This is a genomic window from Candidatus Omnitrophota bacterium (assembly GCA_028693815.1).
GTDB lineage: Bacteria > Omnitrophota > Gorgyraeia > Zapsychrales > Aceulaceae > Aceula.
Window position 1 is genome coordinate 14,892 of record JAQUUP010000022.1, and the last position, 19,480, is coordinate 34,371.

A 19,480-nucleotide genomic window follows, 5' to 3' on the forward strand; every position below is an offset into this window, starting at 1 on the left:
TTATTTAAGATTGATAAACTCTATGAAGGAAGTCCTGATTCGTTGCGCTAGGCCGCGCAACTCACAGGATAAATTCGGGCAGGCTGACTTGACGTCACCGCCAAAAATATGGCGGATCCGTAAGTCAGGCCCTTATTTAAGATTGATAAACTCTATGAAGGAAGTCCTGATTCGTTGCGCTAGGCCGCGCAACTCACAGGATAAATTCGGGCAGGCTGACTTGACGTCACCGCCAAAAATATGGCGGATCCGTAAGTCAAGCCCTTATTTAAGATTGATAAGCTGTATGAGAACGATTAATGAAATTTGTAGATGAGTATCGAAATAAAGAAAATGTTCAAAGGGTTGCTCGAGCGATTAAAGAGGTAACAAAGCATCCGTGGACAATTATGGAGATTTGCGGTGGGCAAACGCATTCTATTATTCGCTTTGGTCTTGATGAACTCCTTCCGAAAAAAATCAGTCTTGTGCATGGACCAGGATGCCCTGTTTGTGTGACGCCTTTAGAATCGATTAATCGAGCTATTGCGATTGCATCTAAAGAGGGTGTTATTTTTTGTTCTTTTGGAGACATGTTAAGAGTCCCGGGAAGCAAGAAAGATTTGCTTAGCGTCAAGGCTGAGGGAGGTGATGTTCGCATTGTTTATTCACCGATGGACGCACTTGAAATTGCTAAAAGAAATCCTAACAAGAAGGTTGTTTTTTTTGCTGTTGGATTTGAAACAACGGCTCCAGGCAATGCTATGGCGGCGTACAAAGCCAAAGCGCAAAATATCAACAATTTTTCTCTTTTAGTTTCTCATGTTTTAGTTCCACCAGCTATTGAAGCAATTTTATCATCCAAACAAAACAAGGTTCAGGGTTTTTTGGCAGCAGGACACGTGTGTACTGTTATGGGATATCAAGAGTATGAGCCTTTGGCAAAGAAATATAAAACGCCGATTGTGGTTACTGGTTTTGAGCCGCTCGATATTTTACAAGGCGTTCATATGTGCGTTAAGCAGTTAGAGGAAAGCCGATATGAAGTCGAGAATCAATATTCTCGCTCTGTGCATAGGCAAGGAAATAGTAAAGCGATTGAAATTATTAAACAAGTCTTTGAAGTTTCTTCAAGAAAATGGAGAGGCATTGGCGTTATTCCTCAAAGCGGGCTTGTTTTAAGAAAAAGCTTTTCTCAGTTTGATGCCGAGAAAATATTTGATCTAGAAGATATTAAAACGAGCGAACCTAAGGAATGTATTAGTGCTCTTGTTTTGAGGGGAATAAAAAAACCGCACGAATGTTCTGCTTTTGGTAAGAGCTGTCGACCAGATCATCCTTTAGGCGCACCGATGGTTTCGTCCGAAGGAGCGTGTGCAGCGTATTATCGGTATAAAAGACGATGACAAAGAAAAAAGAATATAATTTACCAAGTTGTCCAATCTTGATTTCGGATTATCCTCGTGTTTTACTTGCGCATGGATCCGGAGGGACGCTGACTAATCAGCTGATTGATAAGATGTTTCGTTCTGTTTTTAACAATGATCATCTTAACCAATCTCATGACGGCGCTGTTGTACAAATTCCAAAAAAGAAAATCGCCATGACAACCGACTCATATGTGATTGATCCGATATTTTTTCCAGGAGGCGATATTGGATCTTTGGCTGTTCATGGAACGGTTAACGATTTATCGATGTGTGGAGCGCGACCGATTTTTTTAACAGTTGGCTTTATTTTAGAAGAAGGTTTGCCAATGGAAGATCTTTGGCGCGTTGTTCAGTCTATGCAAAAAGCAGCCAAAGAGTCTAACGTGCAAATTATTTCTGGAGACACTAAAGTTGTCGACAAGGGAAAAGCAGACCGAATCTTTGTCAATACATCTGGCGTAGGAGTTGTTGAGCATAATCAGACTATTTGTCCAAGTTCGATTAAAGATGGAGATTGCATTATTCTGAGTGGAGACATTGCTCGCCATGGCATGGCGATTATGGCTGTGCGTGAGGGTTTAAGTTTTGAAAATAAGATCAAAAGTGATTCGGCATCTTTGTCAGGTTTAGTATTGAAGCTTATCGAATCAAAGGCTACAATACATTGTATGCGTGATTTGACGCGTGGCGGACTTGCAACGGCACTCGTTGAGATTGCAAAAACATCTAACATGTCTATTGAGATTGATGAGCAAAGTATTCCTGTGAGAGAAGATGTTCGAGGTGTTTGTGAAATTTTGGGAATAGATCCTTTGTATGTAGCAAACGAAGGGCGATTTATTTGCTTTGTTCCTGAAAGTCAAGCCAAGAAAGTTTTAGCTACGATTAAGATGAGCCCTCTTGGGCGCCAAGCTTCTATTATTGGATATGTTTCAAAAGAAAAGAGAGCAATGGTAACGGCTAAGAATCAAATTGGGACGACACGTATTGTGGACATGCTTTCATCAGAACAACTGCCCCGGATTTGTTGATGACAATTAAAACAAAAAGAACTTTCTTTATTATTTTTCTTCTTATCTTGTGTGTGTCGCAATCTGGATGTGCTCTTCTTAAACTTCCTTTTGATTTGCTAGGAGGTCTTTTTAATATTCTTAAACAAGTTCCCATGCCTCCGCCCTGGGTTTTCCTATAAAACTAACTATCTTTTTCCAATGAATGTTTGTTGACAAATAAATATTTGTCGTGTATTGTGAAAACAGGTTAAGAAAAAGGAGAAGAAAAGGATTTCTAAAATCTTTGCTTCTCAAAACGTTTTAAGAAGGAAGGCAGTAATGACAAAAGGTAAAATAAAATGGTTTAACGCCAAAAAAGGGTATGGTTTTATTGCCGCTGAGTCTGGCGAAGATGTGTTTGTGCATTTCAGTGAGATTCAACAGGAAGAAGGCTACAAAACATTAGATGAAGGACAAGACGTCGAGTTTGATTTAGAAAAAGACGACAAGGGCCTTAAAGCCAAGAGGGTTAAAGCGCTTTAAGTTTATTATATAGATGAGAAGTATTTTAGAGGGCTAGCTTTTTTAAGCTAGCCCTTTTTTGTGAAATATTTCACATTATCATATTGACAAACACAAGCATTATGATATATTACCCTATAAATTATGTGAATAGGGGGCCATATTATGAATGCGACTAAGCAATGCGTTGCAAGATTGTATCGATATAGAGATGCTCTTTATAGACTTAAAAGCCTAGGCTCTACAAAAGTTTTTTCAAGTCATTTGGCTAGTGCCGTTGGGTCAAACTCTTCTCAAGTTCGAAAAGATTTTTCTATCTTTAGTATTTCTGGAAACAAAAGAGGCGGATATGTCATCGATTGTCTTATCGATCAGCTAAATGCTCTTTTGGGAAAGAATAAAACCCAGGACGTTGTTATCGTTGGAGCAGGACATATTGGGCGAGCTTTGATGCATTATGATGGTTTTGCAAAAGAAGGAATTCGCATCGTAGCGGCTTTTGATATCGATCCTTTGAAATATGGACAAGAGACCTTGGTTCCTATTTTTCCGTTAGATCAGTTATCTTCTTTTATTAAGAAGAAAAAAATAAAGATCGGCATTATAGCTGTTCCTTATTTTGCAGCTCAACAGGTTGTTGATTCTATGATTTTAGCTGGCATAGAGGGTGTTTTGAATTTTGCTCCGATTAGCTTAAAAGTTCCGGATAATTTTATTGTTAACAATGTTAATGTTAGATTAGAATTAGAAGTTGTTAACTATTTTGTTGATTTGCAAAGAAAGAAAAAATGAAAATTATCAGATTAAGAACCCAAATTTTAATTTCATTATCTTATGTAATATTGTTCCTTGTTTTGTGCATGTCCATTTTTGGACTCTTTTTTGTTAAAAAGTACATTTTTGATCAAGCTCAAGAGCAGATAAAAAATGATTTAAAAACTGTAAAAGCAAAATGTTTTCAAGAGCTAAATTTGGTTAAGCTAGCGGTTGAGCTTTCTGATCAAAATCAAGATTTAGAGAGAAACCGAAATCAAGCACAGTTAGATTATTTAAGAATTGAAGATCTGGATCAAGCATCTGCTTCAAGAAGTAATATTGTCCTTTCTGCATTGCAGGAAAAAAAGTCTGTTGGAGCCTATCGTATAATATCAAGAGATGAGATAGAGCAACTGGTTCCTGATAGGAAAAATAGTTTTATTATTGTGAGGCCGACTTCTAGAGCGAAGCCGACAGAGAAAATGGTTATTGACGGTGTTATTGCGATTGAATATGCTAGACCGATACTAAATAGCAAGGGTGAAGTTTTAAAAATTTTGTATGGGGGAAAAATTATTAATCAGAATTTTAATTTGATTGATAATATTGTTGATTCAGTCTTTGAAAATAGATTTTATGAAAACAAGCCGCTTGGAACAGTTACGATTTTTCAGGGAGATGTCCGTGTAGCGACTAATGTTTTAGACAACGAAGGACAGCGGGCTATAGGGACTCGCGTTTCTGATGAGGTTTATCGACAAGTTATTACAGATGGAAAGAAGTGGTTTGATAAGGCTTTTGTTGTCACAGATTGGTATATCACAGCGTATGAGCCAATAAAAGATATTGAAGGTGACATTATTGGCATTTTGTATGTTGGAATTTTAGAGAAACCATTTTTGGTTATTGGAAGAAACGCGTTCATTGTTTTTCTTATGATTATTTTTTTAACGTCTATTTTGGCCGCAATTTTCTTCTATATGATTACTAGGTCGATTACTCGACCTTTGAATGAAGTTCTAAATACAACGAGAAAGATTTCTCGAGGAAACCTAGACAGTAAAATTACTGAACAAACATCGATTCAAGAATTAAACGAGCTTATTTTTTCGTTTAACGATATGTCCGGAAAGCTTGCAAGAAGAGAAGAAAGTTTGCATGAGTCAAAAGAAAAGCTAGAAGTGCTTAATAGTCGTTATTTGGATCTTATTGGGTTTGTTTCTCATGAGCTTAAAGGAATTCTTTCGTCCATTGTTTTAAATACTTATCTTTTGAAAAATAGAATTTTAGGTGATATTAATGAAAAGCAAGAAAAAACGTTGGCATCAGTATCACGAAATTTAGATTATCTAACAGTGACTGTTAAGAATTTTCTTAATTTAAGTCGTATTGAAAAAGCAGAGCTTCAGTTGACTAAAAATGAACTTTTAATTAAGGAACATGTTTTTGATGTTACAATTGAATCATTCTTGCAGCAGGCTGAAGAGAAAAATATTAAGATTGTTAATGATCTTTCAGAGGGCTTAAGAGTTTTAGGTGATGCGGGATTGCTTCAGATTGTTTCTAATAATCTTTTGAGCAATGCGATAAAATATGGGGTTCCTGAAGGGCAAATTAGAATTTCTTCGAGGATTGATGGCAAAGAGATTGAAGTTGAGGTTTATAATGACGGAAATCCTATTGAATCAGTTGATATTGATAAATTGTTTAAGAAATTTTCTCGTATTGTTTATCGAGGAATGGAAACTGTAAAGGGAACTGGGATAGGCTTGTTTATTACAAAAGAAATTATTGAAAAACATGGTGGGCGTATTTGGGTTGAGCCAAAAAAGAATGGCAATTCATTTAAGTTTAGGATTGAAAAAATATAGAAAAAGGATGACTAATGAGAAATAAGATACTTATTATCGATGATGATCGAGATTATACTGAAGCGACCGCAATTTTGCTAGAAGCAAACGGATACGATGTTGTTGTTGCGTCTAATGGTCAGGAAGGTTTTCAGAAGGTTAAGGCAGAATCACCAGATTTAATTTTCTTAGATATGATGATGACCTATAAGACTGAAGGGGCTGAGACTGCAAAGGCAATGGCAAACGATGCAGCGATTAAGGATATTCCTGTCATTTTGATTACTGGAGCTCGAAAGGAGCTTAATTTTCCGTTTGATTTAAAGCCTGATGAAAAAGCATTGCCGGTTAAAGCTGTTTTAGAGAAACCTGTTAAGCCTGAAACTTTGCTTAAAATGGCTCGTATTTATGTTCGAAAAACAGGTGAAGATCATCGCAAAATTGTTGGTGAACTGGACGCTTTAGCTGAGAAATGGAAAGATAAAAAAGGTAATCTGATTATGATTTTGCACGAAATCCAGAATCATTACGGATATGTCCCGAGAGATATTTCTTTTGAACTTTCTCGTATTTTGGATGTTCCTTTGGCGAGGATTTATGAGGTAATCACATTTTATAATTATTTTAAGATTGATCCTCCTGGAAAACATTTGATTTCTGTTTGTATGGGAACGGCATGTTATCTGAAGGGCGCGGCTGATATTGTCGATGAAATTAAGAATATTCTTCATGTTGAGGAGGGGCAAACGACGAAAGATGGGTTGTTTCACTTGCAGTCTGTTCGATGCTTAGGCTGCTGCGGTCTTGCTCCTGTCATGACCATTGATGGCAAAACATATGGTAAGTTAAAAAAAGGTCAGATTATGGATATTTTGTCAGAGTATTCTAAAGAAGTTGTTACAGAGGAGGTTTCTTCAAAATGAATTTAGACCAAATTAGTCGTCATGGACAAAAAAATAAAGGTGATTGGATCAAAGTTGGCATGAGCACGTGTGGGATTGCTGCAGGTGCGGATAAAGTTCTTGAAACTTTAATAAAAGAAAAACAAGAAAGAAAAATAGATATTTTGATTGAGAAGTGTGGATGTTCTGGGATGTGTCACGCAGAACCATTAGTTGAGGTTTGCGTGAAAGGAATGCCAACAGTTGTTTATGGAAGAGTGGATGAAGAAACAGCTATAAAGATTATTGATAAGCATGCGCTAGGAAAATATTTACTGAATGATCATATTTATAACATAAAGGTGAATTAAAATGTCTAGATATAAGAAAATTGTTTTACTTAAGGATACAAAAGAAGATAAGAGCACAAAGCGTTTTTATGATCTATTGCTTTCAAAGCTTAGAGAGAAAGAGTTAGTTGATTCTATTCAAGTTGTTCGAGCTGCAGATATTGGGCTTTATGACAAAGGGGTTGTCTTTAAGATTTTTCCAGAAAATATTGTTTATGCTCATGTCAAGGAAGAGGACATTGATTCGATTATTGATAAAACTTTAATAAAAAATAAGATTATTGAAGATCTTGTTTTTAAGCCGCAAGATAAGCAGCTAAGGATTGTTTTAAGAAATTGCGGGATTGTTGATCCTGAGAACATTGATGATTATATTTGTCAAGATGGATATCAAGCTTTTAAAAAAGTTTTATTAAAGAAATCTCAAGATTATGTTATTGAGGAAATGAAAATTAGTGGTTTGAGAGGAAGAGGCGGTGGAGGATTTCCAACTTGGATGAAGTGGAGCTTTGCTAAAGGAGTGTCTTCAGACCAGAAATTTGTGATTTGTAATGCAGATGAAGGTGATCCAGGTGCGTATATGGACCGTAGTGTTTTGGAAGGGGACCCTCATTCTGTTTTAGAAGGCATGATGATTTCAGGATATGCCATTGGTGCGACAAAAGGATTTTTGTATATTCGAGCAGAATATCCATTGGCAATTAAACGTATTGATATCGCTATTAAACAAGCTCGAGAATATGGGCTTTTAGGGGAGAATATTTTAGGGTCTGGATTTAATTTTGATTTGGAAATTCGCTTAGGTGCAGGCGCTTTTGTTTGCGGTGAAGAAACAGCTTTAATTGCATCGATTGAAGGCAAAAGAGGATGTCCAAAGCCAAGGCCTCCATATCCGTCGATTAAAGGGTTGTGGGATAAACCAACAGTAATTAATAACGTTGAAACATTAGCGAATATTCCAATTATTCTTTTTAAGGGAGGCCAATGGTTTTCCTCCATTGGAACAGAAAAGTCCAAGGGAACGAAAGTTTTTGCATTGACTGGAAAAGTTAAGAATTCTGGTCTTGTTGAGGTTCCTATGGGAACAACATTACGTGAGATTGTTTTTGATATTGGTGGTGGAGTTTTTGAAGATAAAAAAATTAAAGCGATTCAGACAGGTGGTCCATCCGGGGGTGTGATTCCCGTGGATTATTTTGATACGCCTGTTGAATATGAAAGCCTTCAGAAGTTAGGCTCGATTATGGGCTCAGGTGGAATGATTGTTATGGATGAAACGGACTGTATGATTGATATTGCAAAATTTTATTTAGGATTTTGTGTTGAAGAATCGTGCGGAAAGTGCGCTCCTTGTCGCATAGGAGGAACACAGCTTTTAGGTTTGCTGACAAAGATTTCAGAAGGAAAAGGGGAGTTAGATGATTTGCGAAAATTAAAGGTAATTTCGTTGGGCATGCAAAAAGCTTCTCTTTGTGGTTTGGGGCAGACAGCCGCCAATCCTGTTTTGTCAACTATAAAATTCTTTAACGAAGAATATCTTTTGCATATTAAAGAAAAAAGATGTCCGGCTGGAAAATGTTCAAACCTTTTTAGCTATACTATTATAGAGGAGAAATGTAAGCGCTGTGGACTTTGTTTGCGTAATTGTCCTGTTGGAGCGATTACTGGAGATAAGAATCAGGGTTATGTTATTGATCAAGAAAAATGTATTCAGTGCGGACGCTGTTTTGAAGTGTGCCGATTTTTAGCTATTAGACGATAAAGTTTATACAAAAAGGAGTTTTTGATGATTAAGGCTATTATAAATGGAATACCAGTAGAGGTCGAAAAAGGAACGACGATTCTCGATGCTGCTAAAAAAGTTCAAGTTAAAATTCCGACACTTTGTTATCATTCAGATCTTTGCGCATCTGCGGCTTGTGGCATTTGTATTGTTCGAGTTAAGGGAACAAATAAGATGCTAAGGTCGTGTTGTACGCCACTGGATGAAGGGATGGATATTATTACGCATGATCCAGAGATTGTAGAGACTAGAAAAACTGTCATTGAACTTATTTTATCAGCACATCCTAACGATTGTTTGAAGTGTGGGCGTAACAATAATTGCGAGCTTCAAACCCTTGTTTCCGATTTTGGTATCAGAGAAGAACAGTTTGAGAAAATTGTTAGAGATTTGCCAAAAGATAGTACGACTAATACAATTGTTTTAGAGCCTTCGAAATGCATTAAATGTGGTCGCTGCGTAGAAGTTTGTCAATCAATGCAAGGTGTTTGGGCGCTATCTTTTTTGGAAAGAGGGGTTAACACTCGAATTTCTGCTGCCGGAGATATTGTTTTGGGCCAATCTCCGTGTGTCCGATGCGGTCAGTGTTCTGCGCATTGTCCAACTGGTGCTATATTTGAGAAAGATGATACTTCTAAAGTTTGGGAAGCGCTTCAGGATCCTGAAATTCATTGCGTTGTTCAAATTGCTCCTGCCGTACGCGTTGCTGTGGGAGAAGGATTTGGATATCCCCCTGGAACTAATTTAACAAAAAAGCTTTATACCCTTTTAAGGCGATTAGGGTTTGATACGGTTTTTGATACAAATTTTGCAGCAGATGTTACGATTATGGAAGAAGGAACTGAGTTTGTCGAACGTTTTGTTCATAAAAAAGGTGTTTTGCCGATGATTACAACGTGTTGCCCTTCTTGGGTTGATTTTATGGAAAAGTTTTATACCGACATGATTGATCATTTTTCATCTGCAAAATCTCCACATGAAATCTTAGGTGTTTTAACAAAGACATATTATGCTGAAAAGAAAAAGATTGATCCAAAGAAAATAAAAGTTATATCAATTATGCCTTGCACGTCTAAGAAATATGAAATCGGACGAGCTAAAGAAATGTTCGCTTCTGGATATCAAGATGTGGATATTGTTATAACAACGCGAGAACTTATTCGCATGATTCGTCAGGCGGGGCTTGATTTTAACAATCTCCCTGAAGAGGAACCAGATCTTTTGCTAGGTGAATATTCTGGTGCTGGAACAATTTTCGGTGCAACCGGAGGAGTTATGGAGGCAGCTCTTCGAACAGCGTATTCGATTATTACAGGAGAAAAGTTAGAAAAGGTTGAATTTAATAATGTTCGAGGTCTTGAAGGCGTTAAAGAAACTTCTGTTAACATAAAAGGCGCAGAGGTTAAGATTGCTGTTGCTCACGGACTTGCTAATGTTGTTTCCGTTTTAGATAAAATCCGAAAGGCGATAAAAAATAATGAACCATTGCCATATCATTTTGTTGAGGTTATGGCATGTCCAGGCGGATGCGTTGGTGGGGGAGGTCAGCCGTATATGATCAACGATGATGTTCGTAAAAAACGTGCTCAAGGTCTTTATGATGAAGATGCAGAAAAGAATGTCAGATGTTCTCACGAAAATCCATACATAAAGAAATTGTACGAAGATTTTCTTGGAAAGCCTTTAAGTGAGAAAGCGCACCATCTTTTGCATACAAAGTATATACCACGCCCAGAATATACAAAGTAGACAAAAGCAAAATTTACTTGTAGAATAGCACAATATGATTTTGAAAAAAAGGAGGAGCTGATGTCAAAAAAAGTTTTGCTTGTTGATGATGACCCAGATTTTATACAAGCGGTAACTGTTCTTTTGGAAGCAAAAGATTTTATTGTTGTTTCTGCGAGTGGTGGGGAAGAGGGTTTTGCAAAGGCGCAAGCGGAAAAACCAGATCTTATTTCGCTTGATATTATGATGGAGCATGATTCCAAAGGATTTGATATTTCTCAGAAGTTAAAATCTGATGAGACAACTAAGAATATTCCTGTGATTATTGTTTCGGGCATCAAAAAAGCTTCTAATTTTGCCTTTGATTATGAAACTGGAGAAACGCTTTTGCCTGTTAAGGCAATATTGGAAAAGCCAATTAATCCGGAATATTTTTTAAAGACTGTTGAGCAGTATATAAAATAGAATTAAATTAAATCAATTTTTTCTGAAGAAGAGGGATTTTATCCTAAAGCTAAGGGGTGAGGACAACATAGCCCGGCTTATCTTTAGAGAAAGTCGGGTTTTTATTTTAATTTAAAAGGAGGCCATATGAAAAAAAGGTTAGGATTTGTAGGAATTATTCTAGAGAACAGAGATGAAAGTGCAGAAAAAGTAAACCATATTTTGCATCAACATGCTTCGATGTTCGTTGGTCGGATGGGAGTTCCTTACAAGGAAAGGGCTCTAAGCGTTATTACGCTAATCGTTGATGCCACGACAGATGAGATCGGGGCCTTAACAGGACAGTTAGGAGCTCTAGAGGGTGTCTCGGTTAAATCCGCTTTAGCTCGTCCAGAATAGAGGAATATTGATGAAAACAACACCAAAATCATTGCGATTACAAATTGGCCTTTTTGGTCGAACAAATGTTGGAAAATCAAGTTTTCTGAATGTTGTTGCTGGTCAAGATGTCGCTATTACGTCATCAGTCGCTGGCACAACAACTGATGTTGTTGAGAAGACCATGGAGCTTCTCCCGATTGGACCTGTTGTTTTTTTAGATACGGCAGGTCTCAATGATTCTTCAGATCTTTCTGAATCAAGAATTAAAAAAACGAAAAGAATCTTTGATCGCGCGGATGTTGTTATTTTGATTGTTGAGCCAAACCAATGGACAGAATTTGAAGATTATGTTTACGATCAAGCTCAGAATCAAAAGATGCCGCTCATTATTGTTGTTAATAAAATTGATATTAAATATCCGGATGATGATTTTATTTCTCATCTTAAGAAGAAAACTGAAAAAATAGTTTTTTGCTCTAGTATAACATTGGAAAAGCGCGATGATTATGTTAATGCCTTAAAGGAGAACTTGATTGAATGTTGTCCAGAAGACTTTATTAAGCCCCCATCTCTCATCGGAGACTTGATGCCAAAAGGAGGGTTATCGATTTTAATTATTCCGATTGATCTTGAGGCGCCGAAAGGGAGGATTATTTTGCCACAAGTTCAGACAATTCGCGATGCTCTTGATCATGATTCTTCGGCATTAATTGTTAAAGAAGATCAGTATTTAGATGTTTTAGAAAAACTAAAAGCACCTCCTGATATTGTTGTCTGTGATTCTCAAGTTGTGGATCGAATGGTTTTAGAGACGCCAAGCAATATAAAGTGTACTACATTCTCAATTATTTTTGCACGTCTTAAATGTGAGTTGAGCCAAATGGTTGAGGGCGCAATTGCTATTAATTCTTTGCAAGATGGCGATAAAATTTTGATTGCTGAAGCATGTAGCCACCATGCGGTTGAAGATGACATAGGGCGGATTAAGATTCCTCGATGGATTAAAGAATACACAAAAGCTGATCTTAAAGTGGATGTTTGTGCGGGGCGAGATTATCCAGAAGATTTATCGGAATATAAATTAGTTATTTTGTGCGGATCGTGCATGATTACGCGAAAAGAAACATTGAGGCGAATGTATCATGCAAAAAGAATTGGAGTTCCTGTTACAAATTATGGTGTATGTATTTCTTTTTTAAAGGGTGTTCTGGGTAGGGTTCTGGAACCTTTTCCAGATTGCCTAAAGATTTATCAACAGGAATTGGATCCATGCAAGGAGAAGGTGTCGTAAATGGATAAAACAGTAAAAAGCAAATGGATTGATCAAAGGATCAAGAGAGATGAGATTGAAAAATATCTTATAGATGGGAAGAATTTTATCTCTGAAGAAAATATTATTCAATCTCTTGAAAAGGCAAGAAAGCGTGATTCAAAATATATTCAAGATATTTTGAAGAAAGCGCAATCAATTCAGAATTTGACTCTTGAAGAAACGGCAGCGCTTTTGCATGTTGACGATAAAAATTTGATTGATCAGATGAAAAAAGTGGCCATAGAGATAAAAAAGAAAGTTTATAATAATCGAATTGTTACGTTTGCTCCGCTTTACATGGGAAATTATTGTGTGAATAATTGTCTTTACTGTGGTTTCAAGAGTGAAAACACTGATGCGAAGCGCAGAGTTCTTTCTATGGAGGAAATAAGGAAAGAAGTCGAGGTTTTAGCGGGAAAGATTGGTCATAAGCGCTTGATTGTTGTTTATGGAGAGCACCCCAAGAATGATATTGATTATATTGTTGACAGCATTAAAACAGTTTATGATGTTAAAGTTCCGACGAAAAAAGGAATTGGCAATATTAGGCGTGTCAATGTTAATGCTCCGGCATTTTGCATCGATGATTTAAAGCGCTTAAATCAAGTTGGCATTGGAACGTATCAGGTTTTTCAAGAAACATATCATCGTGCGACTTATGAGCGAGTTCATCCAAAGGGGACGATTAAAGGAGATTATGACTGGAGGCTTTATTGCATGCATCGTGCTTTTGAAGCGGGAATTGACGATGTTGGACTCGGGGCTCTTTTTGGACTTTACGATTGGAAGTTTGAAGTTTTGGGATTAGTCAGCCATGCTATCGAGCTTGAGCGAAGATTTGGAATTGGTCCACATACAGTTTCATTTCCTAGATTAGAGCCTGCTTTGGGTACTTCTTTATGCAAAGATTCTTCTTATCTTGTTTCCGATGAAGATTTTATGAAATTAATTCTTGTTGTGCGCTTGGCGATTCCATTTACAGGAATGATTATTACCGCACGCGAAAGTCCTCAAATTAGAAAAGAGGCCATCTCTTTAGGGGTGACGCAAACAGATGCATCAACAAAGATTGGAATTGGTGGTTATGCAGATTTTGATTCTGGCCAAGAGGAAAAAAAGCAGCAATTTATTTTAGGAGATACACGTAATCTGGACGAAGTTATTCGAGAATTTGCCAAGATGGGATATATCACTTCTTTTTGTACAGCTGGATATCGATGTGGGCGAACAGGGAAATGTATTATGGAGCTTTTGCGCAGTGGACAAGAAGGAAAGTTTTGCAAAATTAATGCTATTTTAACATTTAAAGAATGGCTTGATGATTTTTCAAGCCAAGAAACAAAAAAGATTGCTGAGCCTGTTTTGCGCAAAGAAATTGAAGAAGTGAGGCAGTCCATGCCGGAGATATTTGATAAATTTTATAGTTTGTATCAAAGAGTTGAAAAAGGCGAAAGAGACCTTTATCTTTAGAGATGGTTAGCATGACAAAGAACGAAATTCTTCAGTTATTAAAGAAAGAAAATACAAAAACGCTTTTTAGTCAGGCGAATCAAGTTCGCAAAGATTTTTGTGGCGATAAAATTTTTTTGAGAGGCCTTGTTGAGTTTTCATCTCATTGTATTCGTAATTGTTTATATTGCGGATTAAGAAAAGATAATAAAGATGCAAAAAGAACTCGGCTGAAATCTTTCGAGATTTTAGAAGCTGCGATAGCTGTTCGTAAAAAAGGGCTTAAGACTGTTGTTCTTCAGTCAGGAGATGATTTTTTTTATACAAGAAATGTTTTTTCGAAGATTATAAAAAATATAAAAAAACAATGCCCAGATTTAACGATAACGCTTTCTTTGGGCGAAAGACCTTTGGATCATTACAATGCTTTTTATGATGCTGGAGCAAGTCGGTATCTTTTAAAGCATGAGACGGCAGACGAAAAGCTCTACAGCATTCTTCATCCAGGCCAATCTCTTAAAAATCGATTTAAGATTCTCGATTATTTGAGGAAGGTTGGGTTTCAGGTTGGATCAGGTAATATTGTCGGGCTTCCAGGCCAGACACTAGATCATCTAGCCAAAGATATTTTATTTTATCAGAGCTTTCAGCCCGACATGATTGGGATTGGGCCATTTATGCCTCAAAGCCAAACTCCTTTGGCAAATCACAAATTCTCAGATATTTCTCTTGTGCTAAAGATGATTGCCCTTGCTCGCATTGTAACTAAAAATGCCCATATGCCTGTTACAACTGCTCTGACAACTTTAGGAGGGGATAGGGTTCAGCTGAAAGCCTTGAATGTTGGATGTAACGTTATTATGCCAAGCTTTACATCTGTTGGCCTAAAAAAAGACTATATTATTTATGACGACAAAACAAAAGTTACTCTAAATAATGCTCGTCGCATTATCAAGCTTGCCAAAAGAAAAGTTTCCTGCCAAAAGGGCGATTCATTAAAATTGTTCTCAAAATCAAGCTTATAAGAAATTACTGTTCACATCGTTATTGTAAGGTGAGATAAAAAGAAAAAAATAATCTTGACATATATATCGTAATATTGTAATATTACGATATTATAATTAGTAAACATGAATACCGATAGGAATAGAATGGACTATATAAAGGAAAGCGACACGCTTAAGGCTTTAGGTCACCCCGTTAGATTAAAAATGGTAGATGGCCTTTTAAGAAATCAGTGTAATGTCTCTAAGATTGTTAAGAATTTAAAGCTTCCGCAGTCAACAGTATCTCAGCATTTAGGAATTTTAAAAAAGGCAGGTATTTTATTTCCTGTTAAAGATGGCGTTAGGATATGCTACAGAGTTGTAAATAAAAAAATTATTGAAGTCATAAAAATATTAGAAAAATAGTTTTTTTTGCTTTGAATAAACGTAATATCCGGATAATACGATATTTAAAAGAACTAAAAATAGTAATAAAATTAAAAAGGAGGTAGTTCATGGAAATAGAGATTAATGATGACAATTTTAAGATGGAGGTTTTGGAGTCAAGAATTCCTTGCTTAGTTGATTTTTGGGCACCTTGGTGCGGACCGTGTAAAATGATTGGGCCAGTTATTAAGGAAATAGCTGAAGAATTTGATGGAAAAATTAAAGTTGGAAAGATTAACGTTGATAATGCTCCGAAGACTGCGGAGAAATATGAAATTATGAGCATACCAACCATTTCTATTTTTCAAGAAGGACATTGTGTTGATAGTGTTGTTGGTGTTGTTCCTAAAGAAAAGTTAGTTTCTTTAATTAAGAAAAATATAAAATAATTTTACTTCAAAGAAATAGAGTTTGTAAGGTTAAGATAAATGATTTCTAATATTAAGTTTTGTTTAAAGCATCGCGGTATGGTTAGTCGATTTAACAATATTTCTTTTAATCGAGCAATGAATGTTATTGTTGGGCCAAATGGCTCAGGAAAAAGTTCTGTTCTTAGATCAATTTATGAATGCCCTGATTGTAAAAAGGAAGAAGATGGTAAAACTTTCTATTATTATTTTGATAGTGAAACGATGAATCCTCATCGATCACAAGATGTTTTTGGTGGGATGACAGGATCTTTGATAAGGGTCAGGGCGATGTTTTCGTCTCACGGGGAAACCATGAGGGATGTCTTGGGATTTGCCAATTTCAAGAAAGGAGACACCTTGCTTTTAGATGAGCCGGAAGCTGGGCATGATTTCCAATGGGTCACAAAGATACAAAAAGGTCTTAAGAAAATTGTCAGGGGAGGGTGTCAGGTGATTATGGCATCTCATCATCCCGTTTTTTGGGACGCAGGAAATATCATTGAATTAAGAAAAGGATATAAGAATAAAACGCTTAATTTCTTTATGAATATAAGCAATCATGTTTAATACAATTTAATATAGTGGAGGAAATAGAAATGAGTCAAGAATTAGGCAGTAAGAGTGAAAAGAATGGTAAAATAAATAATTTGAAAGTCGTTTTGTTTGGAATTGGCATTGGTGTTATTTTAACGGGATTGATTATATTGATTGCTATGCCAAAAATGATGATCACAGTTTATCAGAGCCGATACAGCACGATTGAAGAGACTTGTAGTAAATTAAAAGAGTCGATTCAGGCGCATGGCTGGAGTTCTCCGATGACTAGAAATTTAAATGCGACTTTAGCTAAAAATGGTATTGAAATGAAACGCCCTGTTAGAGTTGTTGAGCTTTGTAAGGGGGCTTATGCCAACGATATTTTGCAAACAAATCCAGAGGTTTCTACGCTCATGCCTTGCGCCTGGGGAGTTTATGAAGGTAATGATGGAAAAATTTATATATCAGGAATGAATATGGGATTGATGGGAAAAATGTTTGGAGGAAACATTGCTAAGATTATTGGTGGTTCTGTTGCAATTGACGAGAAAAATATGTTAAAAGATATTATTTTGCAATAAAAGATCGAGGAGCTTTATAAATGAAGAATAAAAAAAGAATTGTTATTATAGGTGGAGTTGCTGCAGGTCCTAAGGTTGGTTCACGAATTAGTCGCATTTGTCCAGATGCTGAAATAATCCTTATTGAGAAGGGGAAGTTTTTGTCTTATGCGGGTTGTGGCCTTCCTTATTATATATCGGGTGTTGTTAAAGATCAGAAAGAATTAATGTGTACTTCTATTGGCACAGTTCGGGATCCGATATTTTTTCATGAAGTAAAGAATGTTACGGTCATGAATCAAACTGAAGCTGTTCAGGTTGATCGAGAAAATAAGAAGGTTATTGTTCAAGATCTTAAGTCAAAACAAAAAAAAGAGATTTCTTATGATGAGCTTGTTTTTGCAACAGGTGCTTCGCCCATTGTTCCACCGTTGGCGGGCAAAGAGTTGAAGAATGTTTTTACGCTTCAGACTGTTGAAGATGCAGAAGAAATAAAGAATATTTTAAATCAAGGAAAAGCCAAAGATGTTGTCATTGTAGGTGGAGGCCTTATTGGGGTAGAAATTACTGAGGCACTTCATCAAAAGGGCGCAAGAGTTACTATTATTGAGCGACTTGATCAGGTTTTGCCAATCTTAGACCCTGAGATTGCTTTTCAGGTTTCGCAGCATATGGAGTCTAAAGGTGTAAAGATCAAAACGGGCTTAACTGTAACCGCATTACTTGGAAAAGATAAGATTGAGTCTGTTTTAACAGATCAGGGTCAGATTTCATGTGATTTTTTGATTATGAGTATTGGTGTTCGTCCAAATTCAAAATTAGCTAAAGATTGCGATTTGGAGATTGGGGTGACCGGCGGAATAAAGGTAAATAAATGTATGCAAACAAGTGATCCAGATATTTTTGCTGCAGGAGATTGTGTTGAATCGGTTAATCTTCAAACAGGTCAGCCATGTTTTATTCCTTTGGGATCAACCGCGAATAAGCAAGGACGAGTTGCAGCCAATAATATTTGTGGTATAAAAGATGAATTTTTAGGAGTGCTTGGCTCAACCGTTTGCAAAGTTTTTGATTTTAATGTTGGCCGAACAGGATTAGGGGAAAAGCAAGCTAAGCAAGCAGGATTTGATGTTGTTACTTTGTTGAGTCCAGCCCCAGATAAGGCGCACTTTTATCCAGATGCAAAGCCTATATTTATTAAAATGATTATAGATAAAAAAACTAGAAGAATTCTTGGGTTCCAAGCGGTCGGATTAGGGGAAGTTGATAAACGCATTGATGTGGCAGCAACAGCAATTACGGCAAATATGACTGTAGATCAAATTGCAAATTTAGATTTGTGTTATGCTCCACCTTATTCGCCAGCTATGGATAATATTATCACTGCAGCCAATATCGCACGCAATAAGCTTGATGGGCTATATCTGTCTTTAACGCCTGATGAAGTTAAGAAAAAGATGGAAAATTCTGAAGATTTTATTCTTCTTGATGTTCGAAGCCAAGAAGAATATGATGAAACTTATATTGAGAACTCAACGCTTATTCCTTTGGGGCAATTGCGAAAACGTATAAGTGAAATTCCTGACAATAAGGAAATTATTGTTTTCTGCAAAATTTCTTTAAGAGGTTATGAAGCAGCTTTGATTTTGCAGGCTAATGGATTTAAGAATGTAAAAGTTATGGATGGTGGAATAGTTGCTTGGCCTTATAAAAAAATCTTTCAGAATAAAGGAAATTAAATATGATTAAGAAATTTATTGATTATGCTTTAAATAAGCCAAAAGTTATTCTTTGGTTGGTTGCAGCACTTGTTGTTTTGTCTTTGACTCAATTTGCGAGAATCAAGGTGGATACTGATCCGGAGAACATGCTTCCCGCCAGTTCGCCAGCGCGTGTTTTTCATGAAGAGATGAAAAAAGAATTTGCGCTTTATGATATCTTGGTTATTGGCGTTGTGAACAAAGTCGATTCAAATGGTGTTTTCAATATTAAAACACTTACCAATGTTTATCATATTACAGATGATATTAAGAAGCTGGATGGTGTTATTGCTTCTGAAATTATTTCTCCTTCGACGAAGGACAATATTGAACAAGGAGATATTGGATCGGTTCGTTTTAATTGGCTGATGCAGCAGCCACCAAAAACAACTCAAGAGGCTCTCCATATTAGAAATGAAGCACAAGACAATCCCATGTTTCACGGAACGCTTGTTTCTGAGGATGGCAAAGCGCTGGCTTTATATATTCCAATTAAACGTAAAGATTTAAGCTATGAGATTTCACAAAAAATTAAAGCGATTGTAGCGAAATATCCGTCTAATGATGAGTATTATTTTACGGGGTTGCCGATTGCCAATGATCAGTTTGGTGTTGAAATGTTTAAACAGATGGCCGTTTCGGCACCTTTGGCAGGGCTCGTTATTTTTCTTTTAATGTGGTTTTTCTTTAAATCCGCGAGTCTTATTGTGGCTCCAATGCTTATTGCGGTCGCAACTGTTTTAATTACCATGGGACTTTTAATTGGATTCGGGTTTCCTGTTCATATTATGAGCTCAATGATTCCGATTTTTTTGATGCCGATTGCCGTTTTAGACTCCGTGCATATTTTAAGTGAGTTTTTTGATAAGTATCATTTTTTTCATGATCGAAAAAAGACAATTGTTTTTGTTTTAAATGAGCTT

At 36.5% G+C, this 19,480-nt stretch carries 20 protein-coding genes and 1 pseudogene; all 21 read left to right on the forward strand.

The genetic code is table 11. The features are described from left to right. The first annotated feature begins 299 nt into the window (after positions 1 to 299). On the forward strand, positions 300 to 1,385 hold the full coding sequence (gene hypD, locus PHY73_06935) for a hydrogenase formation protein HypD (protein MDD3375435.1): 1,086 nt from the start codon (positions 300 to 302) through the stop codon (positions 1,383 to 1,385). After that, positions 1,382 to 2,440, forward strand: a complete 1,059-nt coding sequence (hypE, locus tag PHY73_06940; protein ID MDD3375436.1) for a hydrogenase expression/formation protein HypE — start codon at positions 1,382 to 1,384, stop codon at positions 2,438 to 2,440. The genes hypD and hypE overlap by 4 nt, the downstream gene beginning before the upstream one ends. A gap of 300 nt (positions 2,441 to 2,740) precedes the next feature. Beyond that, the gene (locus tag PHY73_06945) at positions 2,741 to 2,944 is read left to right on the forward strand and encodes a cold-shock protein (protein ID MDD3375437.1); all 204 of its coding nucleotides are present in this window, start codon (positions 2,741 to 2,743) and stop codon (positions 2,942 to 2,944) included. A gap of 144 nt (positions 2,945 to 3,088) precedes the next feature. After that, complete coding sequence (locus PHY73_06950) at positions 3,089 to 3,715, forward strand: redox-sensing transcriptional repressor Rex (protein ID MDD3375438.1); 627 nt, start codon at positions 3,089 to 3,091, stop codon at positions 3,713 to 3,715. Continuing rightward, on the forward strand, positions 3,712 to 5,550 hold the full coding sequence (locus PHY73_06955; GenBank protein ID MDD3375439.1) for a cache domain-containing protein: 1,839 nt from the start codon (positions 3,712 to 3,714) through the stop codon (positions 5,548 to 5,550). The genes PHY73_06950 and PHY73_06955 overlap by 4 nt, the downstream gene beginning before the upstream one ends. A gap of 14 nt (positions 5,551 to 5,564) precedes the next feature. Beyond that, a pseudogene (locus PHY73_06960) lies at positions 5,565 to 5,918 on the forward strand (response regulator). Positions 5,919 to 5,924: 6 nt separating this feature from the next. Continuing rightward, positions 5,925 to 6,452, forward strand: coding sequence for an NAD(P)H-dependent oxidoreductase subunit E (locus PHY73_06965; protein MDD3375440.1), 528 nt, complete (start codon positions 5,925 to 5,927; stop codon positions 6,450 to 6,452). After that, positions 6,449 to 6,781, forward strand: a complete 333-nt coding sequence (locus PHY73_06970; protein MDD3375441.1) for a (2Fe-2S) ferredoxin domain-containing protein — start codon at positions 6,449 to 6,451, stop codon at positions 6,779 to 6,781. The genes PHY73_06965 and PHY73_06970 overlap by 4 nt, the downstream gene beginning before the upstream one ends. A 1-nt stretch (position 6,782) precedes the next feature. Next, on the forward strand, positions 6,783 to 8,522 hold the full coding sequence (locus tag PHY73_06975) for an NADH-quinone oxidoreductase subunit NuoF (protein ID MDD3375442.1): 1,740 nt from the start codon (positions 6,783 to 6,785) through the stop codon (positions 8,520 to 8,522). Positions 8,523 to 8,546: 24 nt separating this feature from the next. Beyond that, on the forward strand, positions 8,547 to 10,292 hold the full coding sequence (locus tag PHY73_06980) for an NADH-dependent [FeFe] hydrogenase, group A6 (protein MDD3375443.1): 1,746 nt from the start codon (positions 8,547 to 8,549) through the stop codon (positions 10,290 to 10,292). 60 nt (positions 10,293 to 10,352) lie between these two features. Then, on the forward strand, positions 10,353 to 10,736 hold the full coding sequence (locus PHY73_06985) for a response regulator (GenBank protein ID MDD3375444.1): 384 nt from the start codon (positions 10,353 to 10,355) through the stop codon (positions 10,734 to 10,736). A gap of 126 nt (positions 10,737 to 10,862) precedes the next feature. Continuing rightward, positions 10,863 to 11,114, forward strand: coding sequence for an iron-only hydrogenase system regulator (locus PHY73_06990; protein MDD3375445.1), 252 nt, complete (start codon positions 10,863 to 10,865; stop codon positions 11,112 to 11,114). Between the two features lie 10 nt (positions 11,115 to 11,124). Next, the gene (hydF, locus tag PHY73_06995) at positions 11,125 to 12,387 is read left to right on the forward strand and encodes a [FeFe] hydrogenase H-cluster maturation GTPase HydF (GenBank protein ID MDD3375446.1); all 1,263 of its coding nucleotides are present in this window, start codon (positions 11,125 to 11,127) and stop codon (positions 12,385 to 12,387) included. After that, positions 12,388 to 13,878 carry a [FeFe] hydrogenase H-cluster radical SAM maturase HydG gene (gene hydG / locus PHY73_07000; GenBank protein MDD3375447.1) on the forward strand — a complete coding sequence of 497 codons (1,491 nt, stop codon included), beginning with the start codon at positions 12,388 to 12,390 and terminating at the stop codon, positions 13,876 to 13,878. Positions 13,879 to 13,889: 11 nt separating this feature from the next. Then, complete coding sequence (hydE, locus tag PHY73_07005; GenBank protein MDD3375448.1) at positions 13,890 to 14,882, forward strand: [FeFe] hydrogenase H-cluster radical SAM maturase HydE; 993 nt, start codon at positions 13,890 to 13,892, stop codon at positions 14,880 to 14,882. Positions 14,883 to 15,008: 126 nt separating this feature from the next. After that, positions 15,009 to 15,269: a metalloregulator ArsR/SmtB family transcription factor gene (locus tag PHY73_07010; protein ID MDD3375449.1), complete on the forward strand. Its 261-nt coding sequence runs from the start codon at positions 15,009 to 15,011 to the stop codon at positions 15,267 to 15,269. Positions 15,270 to 15,358: 89 nt separating this feature from the next. After that, positions 15,359 to 15,679 carry a thioredoxin gene (gene trxA / locus PHY73_07015; protein ID MDD3375450.1) on the forward strand — a complete coding sequence of 107 codons (321 nt, stop codon included), beginning with the start codon at positions 15,359 to 15,361 and terminating at the stop codon, positions 15,677 to 15,679. A gap of 39 nt (positions 15,680 to 15,718) precedes the next feature. Beyond that, the gene (locus PHY73_07020; protein MDD3375451.1) at positions 15,719 to 16,267 is read left to right on the forward strand and encodes an AAA family ATPase; all 549 of its coding nucleotides are present in this window, start codon (positions 15,719 to 15,721) and stop codon (positions 16,265 to 16,267) included. Positions 16,268 to 16,296: 29 nt separating this feature from the next. Then, complete coding sequence (locus PHY73_07025; protein MDD3375452.1) at positions 16,297 to 16,818, forward strand: DUF302 domain-containing protein; 522 nt, start codon at positions 16,297 to 16,299, stop codon at positions 16,816 to 16,818. Between the two features lie 20 nt (positions 16,819 to 16,838). After that, on the forward strand, positions 16,839 to 18,536 hold the full coding sequence (locus tag PHY73_07030; GenBank protein MDD3375453.1) for an FAD-dependent oxidoreductase: 1,698 nt from the start codon (positions 16,839 to 16,841) through the stop codon (positions 18,534 to 18,536). Positions 18,537 to 18,538: 2 nt separating this feature from the next. Then, positions 18,539 to 19,480 (forward strand): MMPL family transporter (locus tag PHY73_07035; GenBank protein ID MDD3375454.1); only part of this gene is annotated, 942 nt, incomplete at its 3' end.

Excerpts from the sequence above, each read along its gene's own strand:
- PHY73_07025 (MDD3375452.1), top strand. The coding sequence starts at position 16,297 with ATGAGTCAAGAATTAGGCAGTAAGAGTGAAAAGAATGGTAAAATAAAT.
- PHY73_06945 (MDD3375437.1), top strand. The coding sequence starts at position 2,741 with ATGACAAAAGGTAAAATAAAATGGTTTAACGCCAAAAAAGGGTATGGT.
- PHY73_06975 (MDD3375442.1), top strand. The coding sequence starts at position 6,783 with ATGTCTAGATATAAGAAAATTGTTTTACTTAAGGATACAAAAGAAGAT.
- hypE (MDD3375436.1), top strand. The coding sequence starts at position 1,382 with ATGACAAAGAAAAAAGAATATAATTTACCAAGTTGTCCAATCTTGATT.
- PHY73_06955 (MDD3375439.1), top strand. The coding sequence starts at position 3,712 with ATGAAAATTATCAGATTAAGAACCCAAATTTTAATTTCATTATCTTAT.
- PHY73_06980 (MDD3375443.1), top strand. The coding sequence starts at position 8,547 with ATGATTAAGGCTATTATAAATGGAATACCAGTAGAGGTCGAAAAAGGA.
- hydG (MDD3375447.1), top strand. The coding sequence starts at position 12,388 with ATGGATAAAACAGTAAAAAGCAAATGGATTGATCAAAGGATCAAGAGA.
- hydF (MDD3375446.1), top strand. The coding sequence starts at position 11,125 with ATGAAAACAACACCAAAATCATTGCGATTACAAATTGGCCTTTTTGGT.
- hydE (MDD3375448.1), top strand. The coding sequence starts at position 13,890 with ATGACAAAGAACGAAATTCTTCAGTTATTAAAGAAAGAAAATACAAAA.
- PHY73_06970 (MDD3375441.1), top strand. The coding sequence starts at position 6,449 with ATGAATTTAGACCAAATTAGTCGTCATGGACAAAAAAATAAAGGTGAT.
- PHY73_06965 (MDD3375440.1), top strand. The coding sequence starts at position 5,925 with ATGGCTCGTATTTATGTTCGAAAAACAGGTGAAGATCATCGCAAAATT.
- hypD (MDD3375435.1), top strand. The coding sequence starts at position 300 with ATGAAATTTGTAGATGAGTATCGAAATAAAGAAAATGTTCAAAGGGTT.
- PHY73_06985 (MDD3375444.1), top strand. The coding sequence starts at position 10,353 with ATGTCAAAAAAAGTTTTGCTTGTTGATGATGACCCAGATTTTATACAA.
- PHY73_06950 (MDD3375438.1), top strand. The coding sequence starts at position 3,089 with ATGAATGCGACTAAGCAATGCGTTGCAAGATTGTATCGATATAGAGAT.
- PHY73_07020 (MDD3375451.1), top strand. The coding sequence starts at position 15,719 with ATGATTTCTAATATTAAGTTTTGTTTAAAGCATCGCGGTATGGTTAGT.
- trxA (MDD3375450.1), top strand. The coding sequence starts at position 15,359 with ATGGAAATAGAGATTAATGATGACAATTTTAAGATGGAGGTTTTGGAG.
- PHY73_07030 (MDD3375453.1), top strand. The coding sequence starts at position 16,839 with ATGAAGAATAAAAAAAGAATTGTTATTATAGGTGGAGTTGCTGCAGGT.
- PHY73_07010 (MDD3375449.1), top strand. The coding sequence starts at position 15,009 with ATGGACTATATAAAGGAAAGCGACACGCTTAAGGCTTTAGGTCACCCC.
- PHY73_06990 (MDD3375445.1), top strand. The coding sequence starts at position 10,863 with ATGAAAAAAAGGTTAGGATTTGTAGGAATTATTCTAGAGAACAGAGAT.